Genomic DNA, 15,361 nt, shown 5'->3' on the forward strand with positions numbered 1-15,361 from the left:
ACATGTCGGGCAAGCTTTCGCGGCGCTCGGGTGGCGTCGATGCCTTCATCGTCATGGACGTGATGGCCGCCGCTGCAGAGAAGGAAGCGGCGGGCGAGACGGTCATCCACCTCGAGGTCGGCCAGCCGAGCACGCCCGCCCCGAAGGGGGCGCTCGCGGCAGCGCACGCCGCCCTCGACGCGGACAGGATCGGCTATGTGGCGGCGCTGGGCATGCCCGCGCTGCGCGAGCGTATTGCGCGGCACTATCGCGAGACCTATGGCGCCGACGTTGCGCCGGAGCGGGTGATCGTCACGACGGGCTCGTCCGGCGGCTTTCCGCTGGCCTTCCTGGCGAGCTTCGATGCCGGCGACCGCGTGGCGCTCGCGGCGCCGGGCTATCCGGCCTATCGCAACATCCTGGCGGCGCTCAATCTCGAGACGGTCGACCTGCCGACCTCGGCGGAAGATCGGTTCCAGCCTACGGTCGCCGCCCTGGAAAAAGCCGGTCGGCTCGACGGGCTGATCCTGGCGAGTCCTTCCAATCCCACCGGCACGATGGTGACGCGCGCGGAACTGAAGGGGCTGGCCGACTGGTGCAACGCCAACGGCGTGCGCTTGATCTCGGACGAAATCTACCACGGCATCGTCTACGAAGGCGAAACCCACTCGGCGGTGGAGGTGTCCGATACGGCGATCGTGGTGAACAGCTTCTCCAAATATTTCTCCATGACCGGATGGCGGGTGGGCTGGCTGGTCGTGCCGCCCGACATGGTGCGGACGATCGAGCGGCTGACGCAGAACTTCTTCATTTCCGTGCCGACGCTCAGCCAGCATGCGGCGCTCGCCGCCTTCGAGTGTCGCGATGAGCTCGACGGGCACGTGAAGCGCTATCGCACCAATCGCGACCTGCTCATGGCCGGCTTGCCGGCGGCCGGCCTCGACCGCCTCACGCCCGCGCAGGGTGCCTTCTACATCTATGCCGACGTTTCGCATCTCACCAACGACAGCCGCGACTTCTGCAGCCGCATGCTGCGCGAAGCGGGCGTCGCGACGACGCCGGGCGTGGACTTCGACCGCGCACGGGGAGCCGGCACCTTGCGCATCTCCTTCGCGGGCTCGACCGCGGAGATGGAGGAGGCTGTGCGCCGCCTGAAGCAATGGAGGCGGGTGTGAGGGCGTTCGCCGTTGCAGCCCTGTTCGCTCTCGCGCCGCTCGCGGCCCTGGCGCAAGGTGGGCCGAGCTTCGATTGTGCGAAGGCCTCCAACGGCGCAGAGCGGGCGATCTGCAAGGACCCGGTCATGGCGAAAGCCGACCGCGAACTGTCCGGCCTCTATGCGGCGCTGCTGGCCAAGCTGAGCGGCCCGGCCAAGGAGAGTCTGGAGAAGAGCCAGGTCCGCTGGATCGTCGGCCGCAACCGTGCCTGCGTGCCGAACGACGATCCGGACGTCATCGGGCGCTGCCTGAAGACGCGCTATGCCGATCGCATCGCCGACCTGAAGGCGGCGGCCGCGGGGCCTTATCCCTTCGTCGAGGATCAGTCGATCGAGCGGAGCGGGACGGTCGGCAAGGTGACCTATACGATCGACCTGCGTTACCCGCGCTTCGCCGGCACGACCGCCGACTTCACGGCGATCAATCGCTCCTTTGCCGAGGCAGCGGCGAAGGCTGCGCGCGAAACCACGCCGACGGCCGATGCCGGCCTCGATCGCGAGCAGGAATGGCAGGCCGAGCAGGGCTATGCCCTGTTCCGCCCCGATCCCAATGTCGTCACCGTGGCGCTGACCTTCTGGGCATTCACCGGCGGCGCCCATGGGTATGGCAGCACGAGCTGCACCCTGGTCGACCTGCGCACCGGCAAGACGGTCATGCCCGACGGCGTGTTCGCGCCGGGCTCGCCGTGGCTGAAGGAAGTGGTCGCGATCGTCGGTGCGGACCTCAAGAAGCAGTTCGTCGACAATCCCGGCTTCGAGGACGCGCTGCAGCCCACCAAGCTGACCAAGACGGTCAACACCAGCGGCCATTTCTGCTGGCAGGCCGACAAGCTTCAGATCTACTTCAACCAGTACGAGGTCGGTCCTTACTCGGCCGGCCCGTATACGGTCGACATTCCCTACGCGCGGCTGAAGCCGCTGCTGCGCGCCGGCGGTCCCATTTCCCGCTAGTGCAGCCTGCGCCGGTCCCGCGTCGGAACCGCTGCGGCGGTCGGAGCCGCGCGTTCGGTCGCGACCGGCGGCACGGGGCCGGAATGGTGGCTTGCCATGTGCCAGCCGTCGGCCAGGCGAACATAGAGGTTGCTCGCCATGAGCTGGCCGTTCGGCAGGATCTCGCGGCAGATGACGAGCGCGAGGCCCGGCCGGCCGACGACCCATTCCTCGGTGCAGCGCACGCGCGGCGCCTCGGGGTGCTTCATGATGGCGCGCCAGCTCGCCATGATCTCCGCCCGCTCGTGGAGGGGGGCCTGGCCCGGATGCAGGCAGATGACGGAGCCCGTAGGGGCCCAGATCTGATCCATGGCTGCGGCGTCGCGATCGTTGAAGGCTTTGTAGAAGGCACGGTTGGCGGCCAGGACGGCGTCGCGTTCGTCATCGTCGAATTCCGCCAAGAGCGGCGGCAGGCGTGGTGGACGGCGGGGCATTCGACCCTCGAAACTCACGGGTTGCGCGGCACAGGATTAGCCGACAGAGATGAGGCATCCAACCATCGAGATGATGATGTCCATTCCCAAGCTCGAGTTCCCGCCATTCCATCTCCCCGCCGAGGCCGAGGCCCTGCGCGGGGAGGTCCGCGCGTTTCTCAAGGAGACGCTGCCCAAGATCCAGTCCGAGGATCGCTTCGCCAGCTGGAACACGCCGTCGCCCGAGTTCAGCCGGGCTCTGGGCGCCAAGGGCTGGCTCGGCATCACCTGGCCCAAGCAGTATGGCGGCGCCGAGCGCTCTTTCCTCGACCGCCTGGTCGTGACCGAGGAGCTTCTCGGCAACAGCGCGCCGGCCGGCTCGCACTGGGTCGCCGATCGCCAGTCGGGACCCCTGCTGCTGAAGTTCGGCACGGAACAGCAGCGCCAGGCCATCCTGCCGCGCATCGTGCGCGGCGAATGTTACTTCAGCATCGGCATGAGCGAGCCCGATTCCGGCTCCGATCTGGCCTCCGTGCGCACCCGCGCCGAGCCGGTGCCGGGCGGCTTCCGCGTCAACGGCACCAAGGTCTGGACGTCCGGCGCGCATCGCAACCACTACTGCATCACGCTGGTGCGCACCTCGGGACAGCATGGCGACCGCCACAAGGGGCTGAGCCAGCTCCTGGTCGACCTCAAGACCCCGGGCGTCACCATTCGGCCGATCATCAATCTCGCCGGCCGGCACGACTGGAACGAGGTGACCTTCTCCGACGCCTTCATCCCCGAGGATTGCCTGATCGGCAATGAGGGCGACGGCTGGCTGCAGGTCACGAGCGAGCTGGCGTTCGAACGCTCGGGTCCCGAACGCTTCATGCAGAACGTCTACGTGCTGCGTGAGCTGGTACGGGTGCTCGGCCGCCAGCCGTCCAAGCGCGCGAGCGCCATCCTGGGCCGCCTGATCGCGCGCCTGTGGACCCTGCGGCAGATGTCGACCGCCGTCGCTGGCATGATGCAGGGCGGCAAGTCGCCCGCCATCGAGGCGTCGCTGGTGAAGGATCTCGGCACGATCTACCAGCAGGACCTGCCGGAGATCGCGCGCACGCTGGCCGAATCCGACGCCACGACCGAGGACGATCTCGCCGACTTCCTCGACGTCGCGCAATACGCTTCGATGATGGCGCCGAGCTACACCATCCAGGGCGGCACCACCCAGGTCCTGCGCGGCATCGTCGCCCGCGGCCTCGGACTGCGCTGAAGGAGAAAGATCATGGACCGCGATACCCGTGACATGCTGCTGGAAACCGCCAGCCGCTTCTTCGCCGAGCGCGCCGGCAAGGACATCGTGAACGGCGTCGAGAAGGGCGTTTGGCCCGTCGATCTCTGGAGGGAGATCGAGGAGATGGGGCTGCCGCTGATCGCGGTGCCCGAGGAACAGGAAGGGGTGGGCGGAACGCTGGCCGACCTGATGGCGCTGCTGCGCGTGGCCGGCGAGCATGCCGTGCCCGTGCCGGTCGCCGAGACCGCGCTCGCCAACCTGCTGGTGGCGGCCGCGGGCGGCAAGCCTGCCGGCGGCCCGTCGACGGTCGCTCTGGGCGAGCTGTCGCTGCAGGGCAACCGCGTCTCGGGCAAGGTCGCGCGCGTGCCCTTCGCGGGCGTCGCCGAGCGCTTCGTAGGGATCGTCACGGCGGGCGGCAAGTCGACGCTCGTCGTCGTGCCGCGCGACGCGGTGGCGATCCAGGACGCGCCCAGCCATGCCGGCGAGCCCTACGGCACCGTGACCTTCGACGGCGCGACGCCGGAATTCTCCGGCGCCTCGCCGGTCAGCGCCGGGCGCGCGCTCGAACTCGCCGCACTCGCCCGCGCCATGCAGATGGCGGGCGCCGCGGACAAGGTGCTCGTGACGGCCACGGAATACTGCAAGCAGCGCGTCCAGTTCGGGCGCCCGATTTCGACCTTCCAGGCGATCCAGCACATGCTGGCCGAGTTGGCGAGCTACGTCGCTGCAACCATCGCCTCGGCGGAGTCCGCGTCTCGCGACGCCGACGAGGGCGGGCTGGAGAAGGGGGGTAGCTTCTCGATCGCCGCCGCCAAGACCCAGTGCTCCGACTTCGCGCACCGGATCGCGGCCATCTCGCACCAGTCGATGGGTGCCATGGGCTTCACCCATGAGCACATCCTGCATCACTACACGCGCAGGCTCTGGGTGTGGCGCCGCGACTTCGGCAGCGAGAGCTTCTGGGGCGAGAAGATCGGCGAATCCTACGCCAGGGCCGGCAAGGACGAGCTGTGGCCGGCGCTCAGCGAAAGCCGCTACGCCGCCTGACATAGGCCGGGCGACCGCCAAGCAGCCGCGACAGGCAGCCGGGCCGTCGCGGGCACGTGTCGAGCGACGGTGGCGTCACGTGTCGCCCACCTGGAAGTCGCCGGGCTGGGCCGGCGCCAGCGGCTCGAACAGGGTGCGGTCGGGTTTCACGTCGAGCAGTGGCGTGCCGTCGAGACAGTCCATGCCGCGCACGAACAGGACCGGTCCCTCGATCTTCACGAGCCGGACGATCGACGTGCCGATGGGGTTTGGACGCACCGGCGTCCGCAGCGAGAAGACGCCGCGTGCCTCGCCGTCGTTGCGCGGGCTCTGGTGGATGAGGTCGCGCCGCGATTCGTGCAACCAGTAAAGGACCTCCAACCGCTCGAACCCGGCGATGCCCTGCAGGCCGTCGGCCCAACGAGCATCGAACTCGAGACGACAGGTGGGACCGTCGAGGCGGCCCTGCCGCGGCGTCTCCAGCCGCGACGTCCACGGCGTGCGGATACGTCCGATGAAATGGAGGGTGGCGTCGAAGCGGTCCGGTAGTTCGACCGCCCGTTCGCCCCGGCGGATTTCGTCGAGCCGGACCATGGCAGGCTAGTTGTCGAGGCCGACCATGACGTCGGAGGCCTTGACGATGGTGCCCTTCACGTCGATCCGGACATGAGCGGTCGTCTGACCCTTCCTGACCTCGACGATCGTGCCCTTCAACCGGTTCCTCGCGCTGATACGCATGTGCCCTCCTGATTGACGCTCGAACTATAGGCCGCTCCGTATTTATATCCAATGAAGCATAGCGAAGAGGTTAGATGCAGTCACAAAGCGAATCCGGTGGATCATCGATATGTTAAATGAGATATATCGCGCGTCGTTTGAACTGGAGGACTACATGCTGGGTACCCGTCGGGCTTTCACGTCTGCCCTCGCTGCGGCTGCCTTCGTCCTTTCGGCGAGTGGCTTGGCGCACCAGGCCGCCGCGCAGGGCAAGGATGTCGTGATCCTCGCCGCCGCCAGCCTCAAGAACGCGCTGGACGAGGCCTCGGCCACCTGGGCGAGGCAGACCGGCAAGAGCACGAAGATCTCCTATGCCGCCAGTTCGGCACTGGCCAAGCAGATCGAGAGCGGCATTCCCGCCGACATCTTCATCTCGGCCGACGTGCCGTGGATGGACTATGTCGCGGAGCGCAAGCTCATCAAGCCGGCCAGCCGATCGGACTATCTGGGCAACCAGATCGTCCTGATCGCCGGCAAGGATTCCAAGGTCGACCTCAAGATCGACAAGGGCTTCAACCTGCGTGGCGCGCTGGGCAATGACGGCCGCCTGGCCATGGGAAACGTCGACGCCGTGCCGGCCGGCAAATACGGCAAGGCGGCGCTGCAATATCTCGGCGTCTGGCCGTCGGTTTCCGATCGCGTGGCCCAGGCCGAGAATGTCCGCATGGCGCTGACCTTGGTCTCGCGCGGCGAGGCGCCGCTCGGCATCGTCTACAAGACCGACGCGGCTTCCGACCCGGCCGTCCGCATCGTCGGGGCCTTCCCGGCCGATTCGCATCCGGCCATCATCTACCCGATGGCGCTGCTGGCCAGTTCGAGCAATCCGGATGCACAGGCCTTCGTCGACTACCTCAAGACCCCGGCGGCCAAGCCGTTCTTCGAGAAGCAGGGCTTCACTGTATTGAAGTAGCCCCGGCCGCGTTGCGGCCGGCGAGGAGCAGCGACCGTCCCAGCTTCTGGGCGGCGGAGGCAGGCATCGAGAAGCCGACCGTGGCGGGACCGACGGCGACGGCGAGCAGGGTCTCGCCCCCCGGGCAGGCCGCCGACGCTCAGCGAATCGGTTGGCACCAGCGAGAGCTTGGTGGGATCGGACAACTCATGCTGGGGCAGGGCACGGCCCAGCAGGAGGAGGAGCGGCACCAGCCGCTGCAGGTCCGCGGCCGGGATGGTGAGGGTGGAACGCCTGCCATCATGGCCGAGCAGGGTGAGCATCACGGCGTTGTCCTGCGCGAGCAATTCGCCGGTGACCTCTGCGGCCTGGCCAAAATCGATCCGTGGCTCTCCGTCCCTCATCACCCGAGGGCCTCTAGTTGAAGGTCGCGCGCGGCTGAGCAGGGTCGATCCCGACCAGCGACGTGGCGAGCCCGCCGGCATCCTCCGGCGTCAGGGCGAAGGAGACCTTGAATCCATCGGGTGTGTTCATCGTCAGGATGGTGCTGGTGCTGCCGGCGGCAGCCTCGAGCGAGAAGCCGCCCATCGGATAGACGACCTTCAGCGTATCGTCCTTGTAGCGGGCCTTCAGCGCCTTCTCGATCACGTGGGGCAGGGTCATCAGGAGCGCGCGCAGGCAATCGACCGGCAGGACCACCGAGGCCGGCTGGCCGTCGACGCTTTCGAAACCGAGGCGGAACGAAACGCCTGTCGGGTCCACCTGACAGTCCGTCAAACCCTTGCCGACGATCTCCATGACCGACCTCTCGCTGCCGTGAATGACGCTATATCCAGTAAGATATAACGAATGAGGGCGCAAGCCGCCTGCCGGGCAGGGCGCGCCGGGCATTCTAGTGGAGCTTGGCGTCGGGAGGGGTGAGCAGGCGGGCCAGCGAGCGGATTTCGGGGGACGAGGCGCCGTAGGCCCGCCGCTCCATCTCGCGGTAGAGGCGGACGATATCGTTGCCGGTCTCCGTGACCGACGTGCCGCCACCGCCACCGCCGCCGGTCTGGGCGGTGACCACAGGCTCGCGGAACATCTGGTTCATCTCGTCGACCAGCAGCCAGGCCTGGCGATAGGACATGGCGAGCGCACGACCCGCGGCCGAGATCGATCCGGTCTCGTTGATCAGCTCGAGCAGGCGGACCTTGCCGGGGCCGATCGAGCGGTCGCCGCCGAAATCGATGCGGAGATGCAAGGAAGTCTTGTCGGCCGGCTTGGCCGCGGCTTTGGCTGGTCGGCGTCCCATCCGGGAATTATGCGGCGGGACTGGCAGCAAGACCAGACGGCTCGCGCAGCTGTGCGACGAGCTGGTCGGCGATGTCTGCCGCCTGGATCCGGATGTCGGGGATCGCCACGATTTCGGTGTAGCGCCCGCGCGTCGGCGGTCCCAGGACGAAGAGGTGCTTCGAGGGGAGACCCGCCCGCGAGATCAGCGCTTCGTTCTCGGCAATGTCGAGGCCTTGGTTGAGTGGATCGGGTCGCAGCAGACCGTCCTTCACCAGTTGAGCGTGGAGGGGCAGGCGGACGTCGACCTCGTTGCGGGGGCCGCGGCAGTCGACGACCCGGTCGAAGCTGCGCTGTTCCGGCTCGGTCGAGCCGCGACGGATGATGGTGACGTCGACCTTGTCGGCCGTCGTGTGCCCGATCTCGATCCGCCCCGAGACGATCGAGAGCTGACCCCGCGCCAGCGCGGAATCTATCTCCTCACCGATGTGCGGCGCGACGCGATGCCGGTGGATGTCCCACCACGGACGCAGATGGCGCAGGAAGCGCCGCCGCTGGTCGAGGTCAAGCCCGTGCCAGAGTTCGTTGTTGTGCGGCCGCAGAAGCTGCATGAGGCCCGGCCAGCCCAGGCCGGCCCGCAGCTTGGCGCGGAACCGCGCGGTGCGTTGCGACAGGCTGCCGGTGAAGAGATCGCGCGTGTCGGCGTCGGGCGTGGGGATCGGCGCCGGCGGATGGTGATGCGGCAACAGCCCGCGCCGGGACAGGGCGACGATGGGTCCCTTGTGGCCGTGTTCCATCAGCGAGATCAGCACGTCGATCATCGTCAGGCTGGTGCCGATCAGCAGGATGGACGCATCGGGGGCAAGGCCCGCGACGGCCTCTTCGCGCCAGGGATTGCCATGATAGGCGCCGGAATCCTTCGAGGGCGGGCGATGCCCGGTCGCCAGGACGGCCCTGCGGGCGAACAACGGGACGTCGTGCCCGGAAATGTCGAGCGAGACGCCGTCGGTGCTTTCGTGGGCGGCGGTCACGTCCCCGGTCACGATCTGCAGCCGGCCTTGCGCGCGTTCCAGCGATTCGTTCAGCAGGTCCTGGAGATAACGCCCGTAGTCGGCGCGTGGCACGAAGTCCGTGGGGCCCAGCGCGCCGCCGTCCCGCGCCAGCCACTTCACGAAATGATCGGGTTCATCGACCAGCGCCGTCATGTCGCTGGCGCGCACGTTCAGCAGGTGGCCCCGACACCGGGTCGAATAGGCCACCCCGAGGCCGGGATGCCCGCTGCGCTCGATCAGGGCGACGCGGAGCTTGCTCTTGCGGACGAGCTGGGCGGCCAGCAGCACGCCGCTGGCGCCGCCGCCGACGATTGCGATGTCGACGGACGGGGGCTGGCGTTCTGTATGCTGCATGGGCGAAGTATGGCGACGTCGAGTTGGGGATGCCAGCGCAAGGCGGTGCGACCGCTGGGCGCTGCCGAGCGGCCGGCGCGTGTGCCCGCGCCGGCCGCTCGATCGAGGTTGGAGCGTCAGGCGGCCTTGTAGCCGATGACCGCCTTGGTCTCGAGGAACTCCTCGAGGCCCCACTTGCCGTACTCGCGGCCATTGCCCGATTGCTTGTAGCCGCCGAACGGGGCCGCCGTGTCGCCCATCGGATAGTTCACATGCACGTTGCCCGCCCGCATCTGTGCGGCGACCTTCCGGGCATGCTCGAGATCGGCGCCCTGCACGTAGGCGGCGAGGCCGTAGATCGTGTCGTTGGCGAGACGGATGGCCTCTTCCTCGTCCTTGTAGGGGAGGATGCAGATGACCGGCCCGAAGATCTCCTCGCGCGCGATCGTCATGTCGTTGGTGACGCCCGCGAACACGGTCGGCCGCACATAGTAGCCGCGGTTCAGGTTCTCCGGACGGCCGGGGCCGCCGGTCACCAGTTCCGCGCCTTCCTCGATGCCCTTCTGGATCAGGCCCTGGATCTTGTTGAACTGGGACTCGTTGACCACGGGACCGAGCCGCGTGGCCGGGTCCTGCGGATTGCCGACCACGAACTTCTCGGCTGCCGCCTTGGCGATCTGCTTCACCTCGTCGTGGCGATCCAGCGGCACGAACATGCGGCTGGGAGCGGTGCAGGACTGGCCCGAGTTGACCATCATGCTGTTGATGCCCTTGGTGACCGCCATCTGGAAGTCGACGTCGGGCAGCAGGATGTTGGCCGACTTGCCGCCCAGCTCCTGGGCGACGCGCTTGACCGTGACGGCGGCGGCCTGGGCCACGCGGATGCCGGCGCGGGTCGAGCCGGTGAACGACATCATGTCGATGTCGGGATGGCTCGACATCGCCTCGCCAACCACGGAGCCGGCGCCCTGGATCATGTTGTAGACGCCCCTGGGCGTGCCGGCCGCGTGCATGATCTCGGTCCAGACGAGGGCGTCGATCGGTGCCTCTTCCGAAGGCTTCAGCACCATGGTGCAGCCGGCGGCCAGCGCCGGCAGGACCTTGCAGGCGATCTGGTTGGTCGGCCAGTTCCACGGCGTGATGAGGCCGCAGACGCCGATCGGCTCGCGCGCGATCAGCGTCGTGCCTTCGACGGTCTCGAACGGATAGGTCTCGAGCACCGAGATCATGCGCTCGAGATGCGCCGTGCCGCGGCCGGCCTGGATGGTGCGGGCGAACTCGAGCGGCGCGCCCATCTCGCGCGAGATGGCGTCGCCGACATCGTTCCGGCGCTTGTTGTACTCCGCCAGGATGGCGCGCAGCAGCTCGAGGCGCTCCTTGCGGCTGGTGCGGGCGAAGGACGGGAAGGCCGCCTTGGCGGCGGCCACGGCGCGATCGACGTCGGCGGCGCTGCCGACCGAGATCTGGACGTACGCCTCCTCGGTCGACGGATCGATGACGTCGAGCAGGGCGGGCACGATCGGGTCCACCCATTTGCCGTCGATGTAGAAGTGCTTCGCGTGCTGCATGGTTCGATCCTCTGGACTGCTCTCGACGTGTGCCTGTCGATCTACGACCGTCGATATATATAATCAAATATAACGACTGGAAAGGGCGGGACGAGCCGGCATCCTGGCCGCCATCTCATTCCGGCTCGATGCCGGCGACCTTCATCATCTCGCGATAGAGCTCGATTTCCGCCACCATGATCCGGCGCATCTCCTCGGGGGAGCAGGGCGCGATCTCCGAGCCGGCCTGCGCCTGGCGCTCGACATAGAGGGGATCGGTGATGGACTTGAGCATGGTCTCCCGGAGCCTCGCCATCACGGGCTGCGGCACGCCGCGCGGCATGAGGATGCCGGTCCAGGTCATCAGTTCGAAGTCGGGAACGCCCTGCTCGATCAGGGTCGGAATGTCCGGTGTCAGCTTGTAGCGGCCACGGCTGCCGACGCCGAGGCAGCGCACGGTGCCCGCCTTGACCTGGGGCAGGCTGGTCACCGGATCGGCGAAGCACATCTGGACGTGGCCGGCCATCGTGTCCTGGAGCGCCGCCGGCGTGCTCTTGTAGGGGACGTGGACCATGTCGATGCCGGCCTTGGCCTTCAGCAGCTCGCCCGAGATGCGGGTCGAGGCGCTGCCCGAGCCGAAGTTGATGCGGCCCGGCTGGCGCCTGCACAGGGCCACGAACTCGGCCGCCGTGTTCGCCTCGACCTTGGGATTGACGATCATGAACACCGGCGCGCGGCCGATGAGGGTGACCGGGTCGAAATCCTTCAGCGGATCGTAGGGCAGGGACTTCATCAGCGCGACGTTGGACGCCGCGGCGGTGTTGGAGCAGACGAAGATGGTCTGGCCGTCCGGTTTCGCCTTGGCCGCGACGTCGGCCGCAATCGCGCCGTTGGCGCCCGGCTTGTTCTCGACCACCGCTGGGACGCCGAAGGCCTTGTTGAGGCCGTCGGCGATGTTGCGCGCGCTCTGATCGGTGGCCGACCCTGGGCCGAACGGCACGATGATACGAATCGGGCCGTTCGGGAAAGTATCTGCCTTCGCCGCGCCACCGAGAGAGAGCACGGCTGCGCCGGCGATCAGGGAGCGGCGACGCAAGGTGAGTTTCCTGCCTAGCGGCGCCACCAGCCGCGCTTGGGCTTCTCCGGCGGCGCGTCGATCACGGGGACCGGCGGCGGCGCCGGCGCGGGGGCCGGTTCCGGTTCAGGGATGGCGATCGGCTGCGGCGCCGATGCGACCACCGGCTCGGCACTCATCTCCGGTGCCGGTGCCGTCGGAGGCGGCGCGGCTTCCACGTTCACCGGCGGGCCCGGATCGTAAGGCGCCCGCTCCACCGGCATGTGTTCGACCGGCAGGCCTTCCATCGGTACCGGCGGCGCAGCCGGCGGCTCCTGGCGACCATTGGGTTCGGCGGCGTCGTGGCCGTTCGAGGCGGGTGCCTCGTGCTGCCCGTCGGCGTACCCCCCGTCGGTTTCCAGGCCGGATGCCTGGGCTTCGCCCTGCATCGGCTCACCGTCCTCGTTGTCGCGGCGCCGGCGGCGTCCGCCCCGGCGACCCCTGCGACGGCGGCTGCCGCCGCGATCGTCGCCATTGGCCTCGCCTTCCGGCCTCTCGCCGTCGGCATTGTCGGCGCTTTCGTCGTCGGCGCGGGCGACTTCCCGCTCCGCATCCTGGCCGTTGGGCCCGTCGCCCTCGGCCGCGCCGTTGAGGCGTGGTTCGTCGGAGGTGGGCTCTTCGCCCTCGCGGGCCTCCCCGGCGGTCTCCCGGCGACGATCCGAATCGTCCCCATCCTCGCGGGGGCCACCACGACGCCGGCGACGGCGGCGACGACGGCTGCGGCCGTCGCCTTCCTCGCCCGCGCTGCGCTCTTCGCCACGCTCGCCGCGCTCCTCGTCCTCGCCGGGCTCGCCGCGGTCGGACTCGTCGCTCGTCGCCTCGTCGCCCGACGTCTCGTCGTAGCTGGCACGCGCCAGTTCGGGGGCGGGGCGGTCGCTGCTGCGATGATCCTCGCGGCGCGAGCGCACGCGCTCGATCTCGCAATCGGCGGCATGGAGCTCGTCATCGGCCTCGATGATCACCGTGAAGCCGTAGCGATGCTCGATCTCCGACAGCGAATGGCGCTTCTGGTTGAGCAGGTAGAGCGCGACGTTCGGCGGGACGCTGACGGCGATCTCGCTGGACCGGCGGCGCACGCCTTCTTCCTCGATCGCCCGCAGCGCGTGCAGCGCGGCGGATTCGAGCGAGCGGATGCGGCCGCTGCCGGCGCAGTGCGGGCACACCTCGGTCGAATGTTCCAGCAGGCTGGGACGCAGCCTCTGGCGCGACATTTCGAGAAGGCCGAAGGCCGAAATGCGGCCGATCTGGATGCGCGCGCGATCCGAGCGCATCGAGTCCTTGACCTTGTGCTCGACCTGGCGCTGGTGGCGCGTCTCCTCCATGTCGATAAAGTCGATCACGATCAGGCCGGCGAGGTCGCGCAGGCGGACCTGGCGGGCGATTTCCTCGGCCGCTTCCAGGTTGGTGCGGAGCGCCGTCTCCTCGATGTTGCGTTCCTTGGTCGAACGGCCCGAGTTGACGTCGATGGCGACCAGCGCCTCGGTCGGATTGATCACGATGTAGCCGCCGGAGCGGAGCTGCACCGTCGGCGAATGCATGGCATCGAACTGCGATTCCACCTGGTAGCGGTGGAAGAGGGGAATCGGCTCCCGGTAGAGTTCGACCTTGTTGGCCTGATGCGGCACGAGCTGGCGCATGAACTCGGCGGCAGCCTGGAAGCCCGCCTCGCCCTCGACCAGGACCTGCGCGATGTCGGTATCGTAGATGTCGCGCAGCGACCGCTTGATCAGGTCGCCTTCCTCGTAGATCAGCGCCGGCGCGGTCGAGCGCATCGTGATCTCGCGGATCGAATCCCAGAGGCGCGACAGGTATTCGTAGTCGCGCTTGATGTCGATGTTGGAGCGCTCGAGGCCGGCGGTGCGAAGGATCACGCCCATGCCCTGCGGCACTTCGAGGTCGGCCAGGATCTCCTTCATCCGCTTGCGATCGGACGGATTGGAGATCTTGCGCGAGATTCCGCCGCCACGGCCGGCGTTCGGCATCAACACGCAATAACGGCCGGCCAGCGACAGGTAGGTGGTGAGGGCGGCGCCCTTGTTGCCGCGCTCTTCCTTGACGACCTGCACCAGCAGGATCTGCCGGCGCTTGATGACTTCCTGGATCTTGTACTGGCGGATCGGGTTGCGGCGACGACGCTCGCGCGTCTCACGCTCCTCGACCACCTCGTCGCCGCCCAGCGTCTCGACCGTGACGTCGGGCTGGGGCGCCTCGGCCGGATCTGTCGACTCGGACGGCGAGGCCTCGCCGGTGAATTCGGCAGCCTGTTCGGACGCTTGTTCCGAAGCCTCGGCGACGGCGGTCGTCTCGCCTTCGACCGCGGGTGCGGCTGCCGGCTCGGATACCGGCGCTTCGGCCGTCTCGACATGAACGGGACCGTCGATCCGCTCGACCGGGATTTCCGCGGCCTGGGCCTGTGGCTCGGGTTCGCTCGCGGGCGCGGCTTCGGCGACGATGGGCTCGGCCGGCGGGGCGGGCTCGGCCGGAGGAGCCGTCTCGACAGCGGCGGCCTCGACAGTCGGGGCCTCGGGCGCCGGCGCTTCCGCGGCAACGGCCTCGCTGGCCGCAGCTTCCACGACGGGCTCGCGCTCGCGGGCGTCGCCAGGGACCTCGTTGGCAGGGGCTTCGTCAGGGACGGCCGCCGCCGTGATGATGTCGTCCGCCGCGGCTTCGATGATATCGGCGCGGGCTTCCTCGATGTCGGTGCGATCGACCCGGTTTCTCCGGCGCGGTTCCTCGTCCTCGGCCTCGGCGTGCAGGCGATGCTGCTCGGCGATCAGCCGTTCGCGATCGGCGACGGGGATTTGGTAATAGTCCGGATGGATTTCCGAGAAGGCCAGGAAGCCGTGCCGGTTCCCGCCATACTCGACGAAGGCCGCCTGGAGCGACGGCTCTATGCGAATGACCTTCGCGAGATAGATGTTGCCCTTGAGGGCCTTGCGGCTCGCGGTTTCGAAGTCGAATTCTTCAAGTCTCGTTCCATCGACCACAACGACCCGGGTTTCTTCCGGGTGACTTGCGTCGATGAGCATACGCCTTGCCATGGGCTCGCTCCGAGGCGTCCGATCCCAACCGGTGCGAGCGACCGGCGGCCATGCCGCCTCCGTCGTGCGAGGGGAGCGCCGCGTCATCGACCCGTCGAACGGCCAACTCCGGCCAAGACGGGGAAGCTCCGCGCCGCCGGACCACGACTGGGTCCTGCCAACCTCGAGTTTCCTGATAGCCACCGCCTGCCTGACAGTCTCTCCGCAGACCGGCCGCGCCCCATATTTCGAAGGCGCGAGCCTGGACTGGCTCGGAAACTGCCGTCGGAGCGCGACCCTAAGGCGCGCTACGAACGACGGCGACTGCTCGCGTACGCAACATACGGGGTTGGAAAGGGGTCGACAATCAAAAGATTGTGTCCCTTGAATTGGTTCAATTAAGCTATTGAAATAAATTGATATTACCGATCTTCTTCTGGTATCGCTTTAACAATATTCGAAT

15 protein-coding genes are annotated in these 15,361 nt (G+C 68.0%); 6 read left to right on the top strand and 9 right to left on the bottom strand.

Features of this window, described 5'->3' with window-relative positions; all coding sequences use genetic code 11:
- The first annotated feature begins 2 nt into the window (after positions 1-2).
- On the top strand, positions 3-1,154 hold the full coding sequence (locus ACO07I_RS00435; protein ID WP_422013226.1) for a pyridoxal phosphate-dependent aminotransferase: 1,152 nt from the start codon (positions 3-5) through the stop codon (positions 1,152-1,154).
- Positions 1,151-2,143, top strand: coding sequence for a DUF3298 domain-containing protein (locus ACO07I_RS00440; RefSeq protein WP_422013228.1), 993 nt, complete (start codon positions 1,151-1,153; stop codon positions 2,141-2,143). The genes ACO07I_RS00435 and ACO07I_RS00440 overlap by 4 nt, the downstream gene beginning before the upstream one ends.
- Here the strand turns inward: ACO07I_RS00440 and ACO07I_RS00445 are convergent.
- Entirely contained in the window at positions 2,140-2,616 is a 477-nt protein-coding gene (locus ACO07I_RS00445; protein ID WP_422013230.1) for a YybH family protein, read from the bottom strand. The genes ACO07I_RS00440 and ACO07I_RS00445 overlap by 4 nt on opposite strands.
- A 49-nt stretch (positions 2,617-2,665) precedes the next feature.
- On the opposite strand from ACO07I_RS00445, the gene ACO07I_RS00450 reads away from it, so the two are divergent.
- Both ACO07I_RS00450 and ACO07I_RS00455 read left to right on the top strand, forming a co-directional pair.
- The gene (locus tag ACO07I_RS00450) at positions 2,666-3,850 is read left to right on the top strand and encodes an acyl-CoA dehydrogenase family protein (RefSeq protein WP_422013232.1); all 1,185 of its coding nucleotides are present in this window, start codon (positions 2,666-2,668) and stop codon (positions 3,848-3,850) included.
- 12 nt (positions 3,851-3,862) lie between these two features.
- Positions 3,863-4,918: an acyl-CoA dehydrogenase family protein gene (locus ACO07I_RS00455; protein ID WP_422013234.1), complete on the top strand. Its 1,056-nt coding sequence runs from the start codon at positions 3,863-3,865 to the stop codon at positions 4,916-4,918.
- Between the two features lie 75 nt (positions 4,919-4,993).
- Here the strand turns inward: ACO07I_RS00455 and tsaA are convergent, their stop codons facing one another.
- Both tsaA and ACO07I_RS00465 read right to left on the bottom strand, forming a co-directional pair.
- Positions 4,994-5,491 carry a tRNA (N6-threonylcarbamoyladenosine(37)-N6)-methyltransferase TrmO gene (tsaA, locus tag ACO07I_RS00460; RefSeq protein WP_422013236.1) on the bottom strand — a complete coding sequence of 166 codons (498 nt, stop codon included), beginning with the start codon at positions 5,489-5,491 and terminating at the stop codon, positions 4,994-4,996.
- A 6-nt stretch (positions 5,492-5,497) separates the two neighbouring features.
- Positions 5,498-5,635, bottom strand: coding sequence for a TOBE domain-containing protein (locus ACO07I_RS00465; RefSeq protein WP_422013238.1), 138 nt, complete (start codon positions 5,633-5,635; stop codon positions 5,498-5,500).
- 154 nt (positions 5,636-5,789) lie between these two features.
- On the opposite strand from ACO07I_RS00465, the gene modA reads away from it, so the two are divergent.
- Positions 5,790-6,584, top strand: a complete 795-nt coding sequence (gene modA, locus ACO07I_RS00470; RefSeq protein WP_422013240.1) for a molybdate ABC transporter substrate-binding protein — start codon at positions 5,790-5,792, stop codon at positions 6,582-6,584.
- 188 nt (positions 6,585-6,772) lie between these two features.
- Positions 6,773-6,988 (top strand): hypothetical protein, encoded by a 216-nt coding sequence (locus ACO07I_RS00475; RefSeq protein ID WP_422013242.1) that lies wholly within the window; start codon positions 6,773-6,775, stop codon positions 6,986-6,988.
- On the opposite strand, the gene ACO07I_RS00480 is transcribed toward ACO07I_RS00475, so the two are convergent.
- The 6 genes from ACO07I_RS00480 to ACO07I_RS00505 form a co-directional block, all read right to left on the bottom strand.
- A complete protein-coding gene (locus ACO07I_RS00480; protein WP_422013244.1) occupies positions 6,981-7,361 on the bottom strand; it encodes a hypothetical protein in 381 nt (126 codons plus the stop codon). The genes ACO07I_RS00475 and ACO07I_RS00480 overlap by 8 nt on opposite strands.
- Before the next feature lie 94 nt (positions 7,362-7,455).
- On the bottom strand, positions 7,456-7,854 hold the full coding sequence (locus ACO07I_RS00485) for a winged helix-turn-helix domain-containing protein (RefSeq protein ID WP_422013246.1): 399 nt from the start codon (positions 7,852-7,854) through the stop codon (positions 7,456-7,458).
- Positions 7,855-7,861: 7 nt separating this feature from the next.
- Positions 7,862-9,238 (bottom strand): FAD/NAD(P)-binding protein, encoded by a 1,377-nt coding sequence (locus ACO07I_RS00490; protein ID WP_422013248.1) that lies wholly within the window; start codon positions 9,236-9,238, stop codon positions 7,862-7,864.
- A gap of 116 nt (positions 9,239-9,354) precedes the next feature.
- Positions 9,355-10,785, bottom strand: a complete 1,431-nt coding sequence (locus tag ACO07I_RS00495) for an aldehyde dehydrogenase family protein (RefSeq protein WP_422013250.1) — start codon at positions 10,783-10,785, stop codon at positions 9,355-9,357.
- Positions 10,786-10,900: 115 nt separating this feature from the next.
- Positions 10,901-11,860 carry a Bug family tripartite tricarboxylate transporter substrate binding protein gene (locus ACO07I_RS00500; RefSeq protein ID WP_422013252.1) on the bottom strand — a complete coding sequence of 320 codons (960 nt, stop codon included), beginning with the start codon at positions 11,858-11,860 and terminating at the stop codon, positions 10,901-10,903.
- Between the two features lie 14 nt (positions 11,861-11,874).
- Positions 11,875-14,919 (bottom strand): Rne/Rng family ribonuclease, encoded by a 3,045-nt coding sequence (locus ACO07I_RS00505; RefSeq protein ID WP_422013254.1) that lies wholly within the window; start codon positions 14,917-14,919, stop codon positions 11,875-11,877.
- Positions 14,920-15,361: the final 442 nt, after the last annotated feature.

The sequence above is a fragment of the Reyranella sp. genome (assembly GCF_965227665.1).
In the GTDB taxonomy this organism is placed as follows: Bacteria; Pseudomonadota; Alphaproteobacteria; order Reyranellales; family Reyranellaceae; genus Reyranella.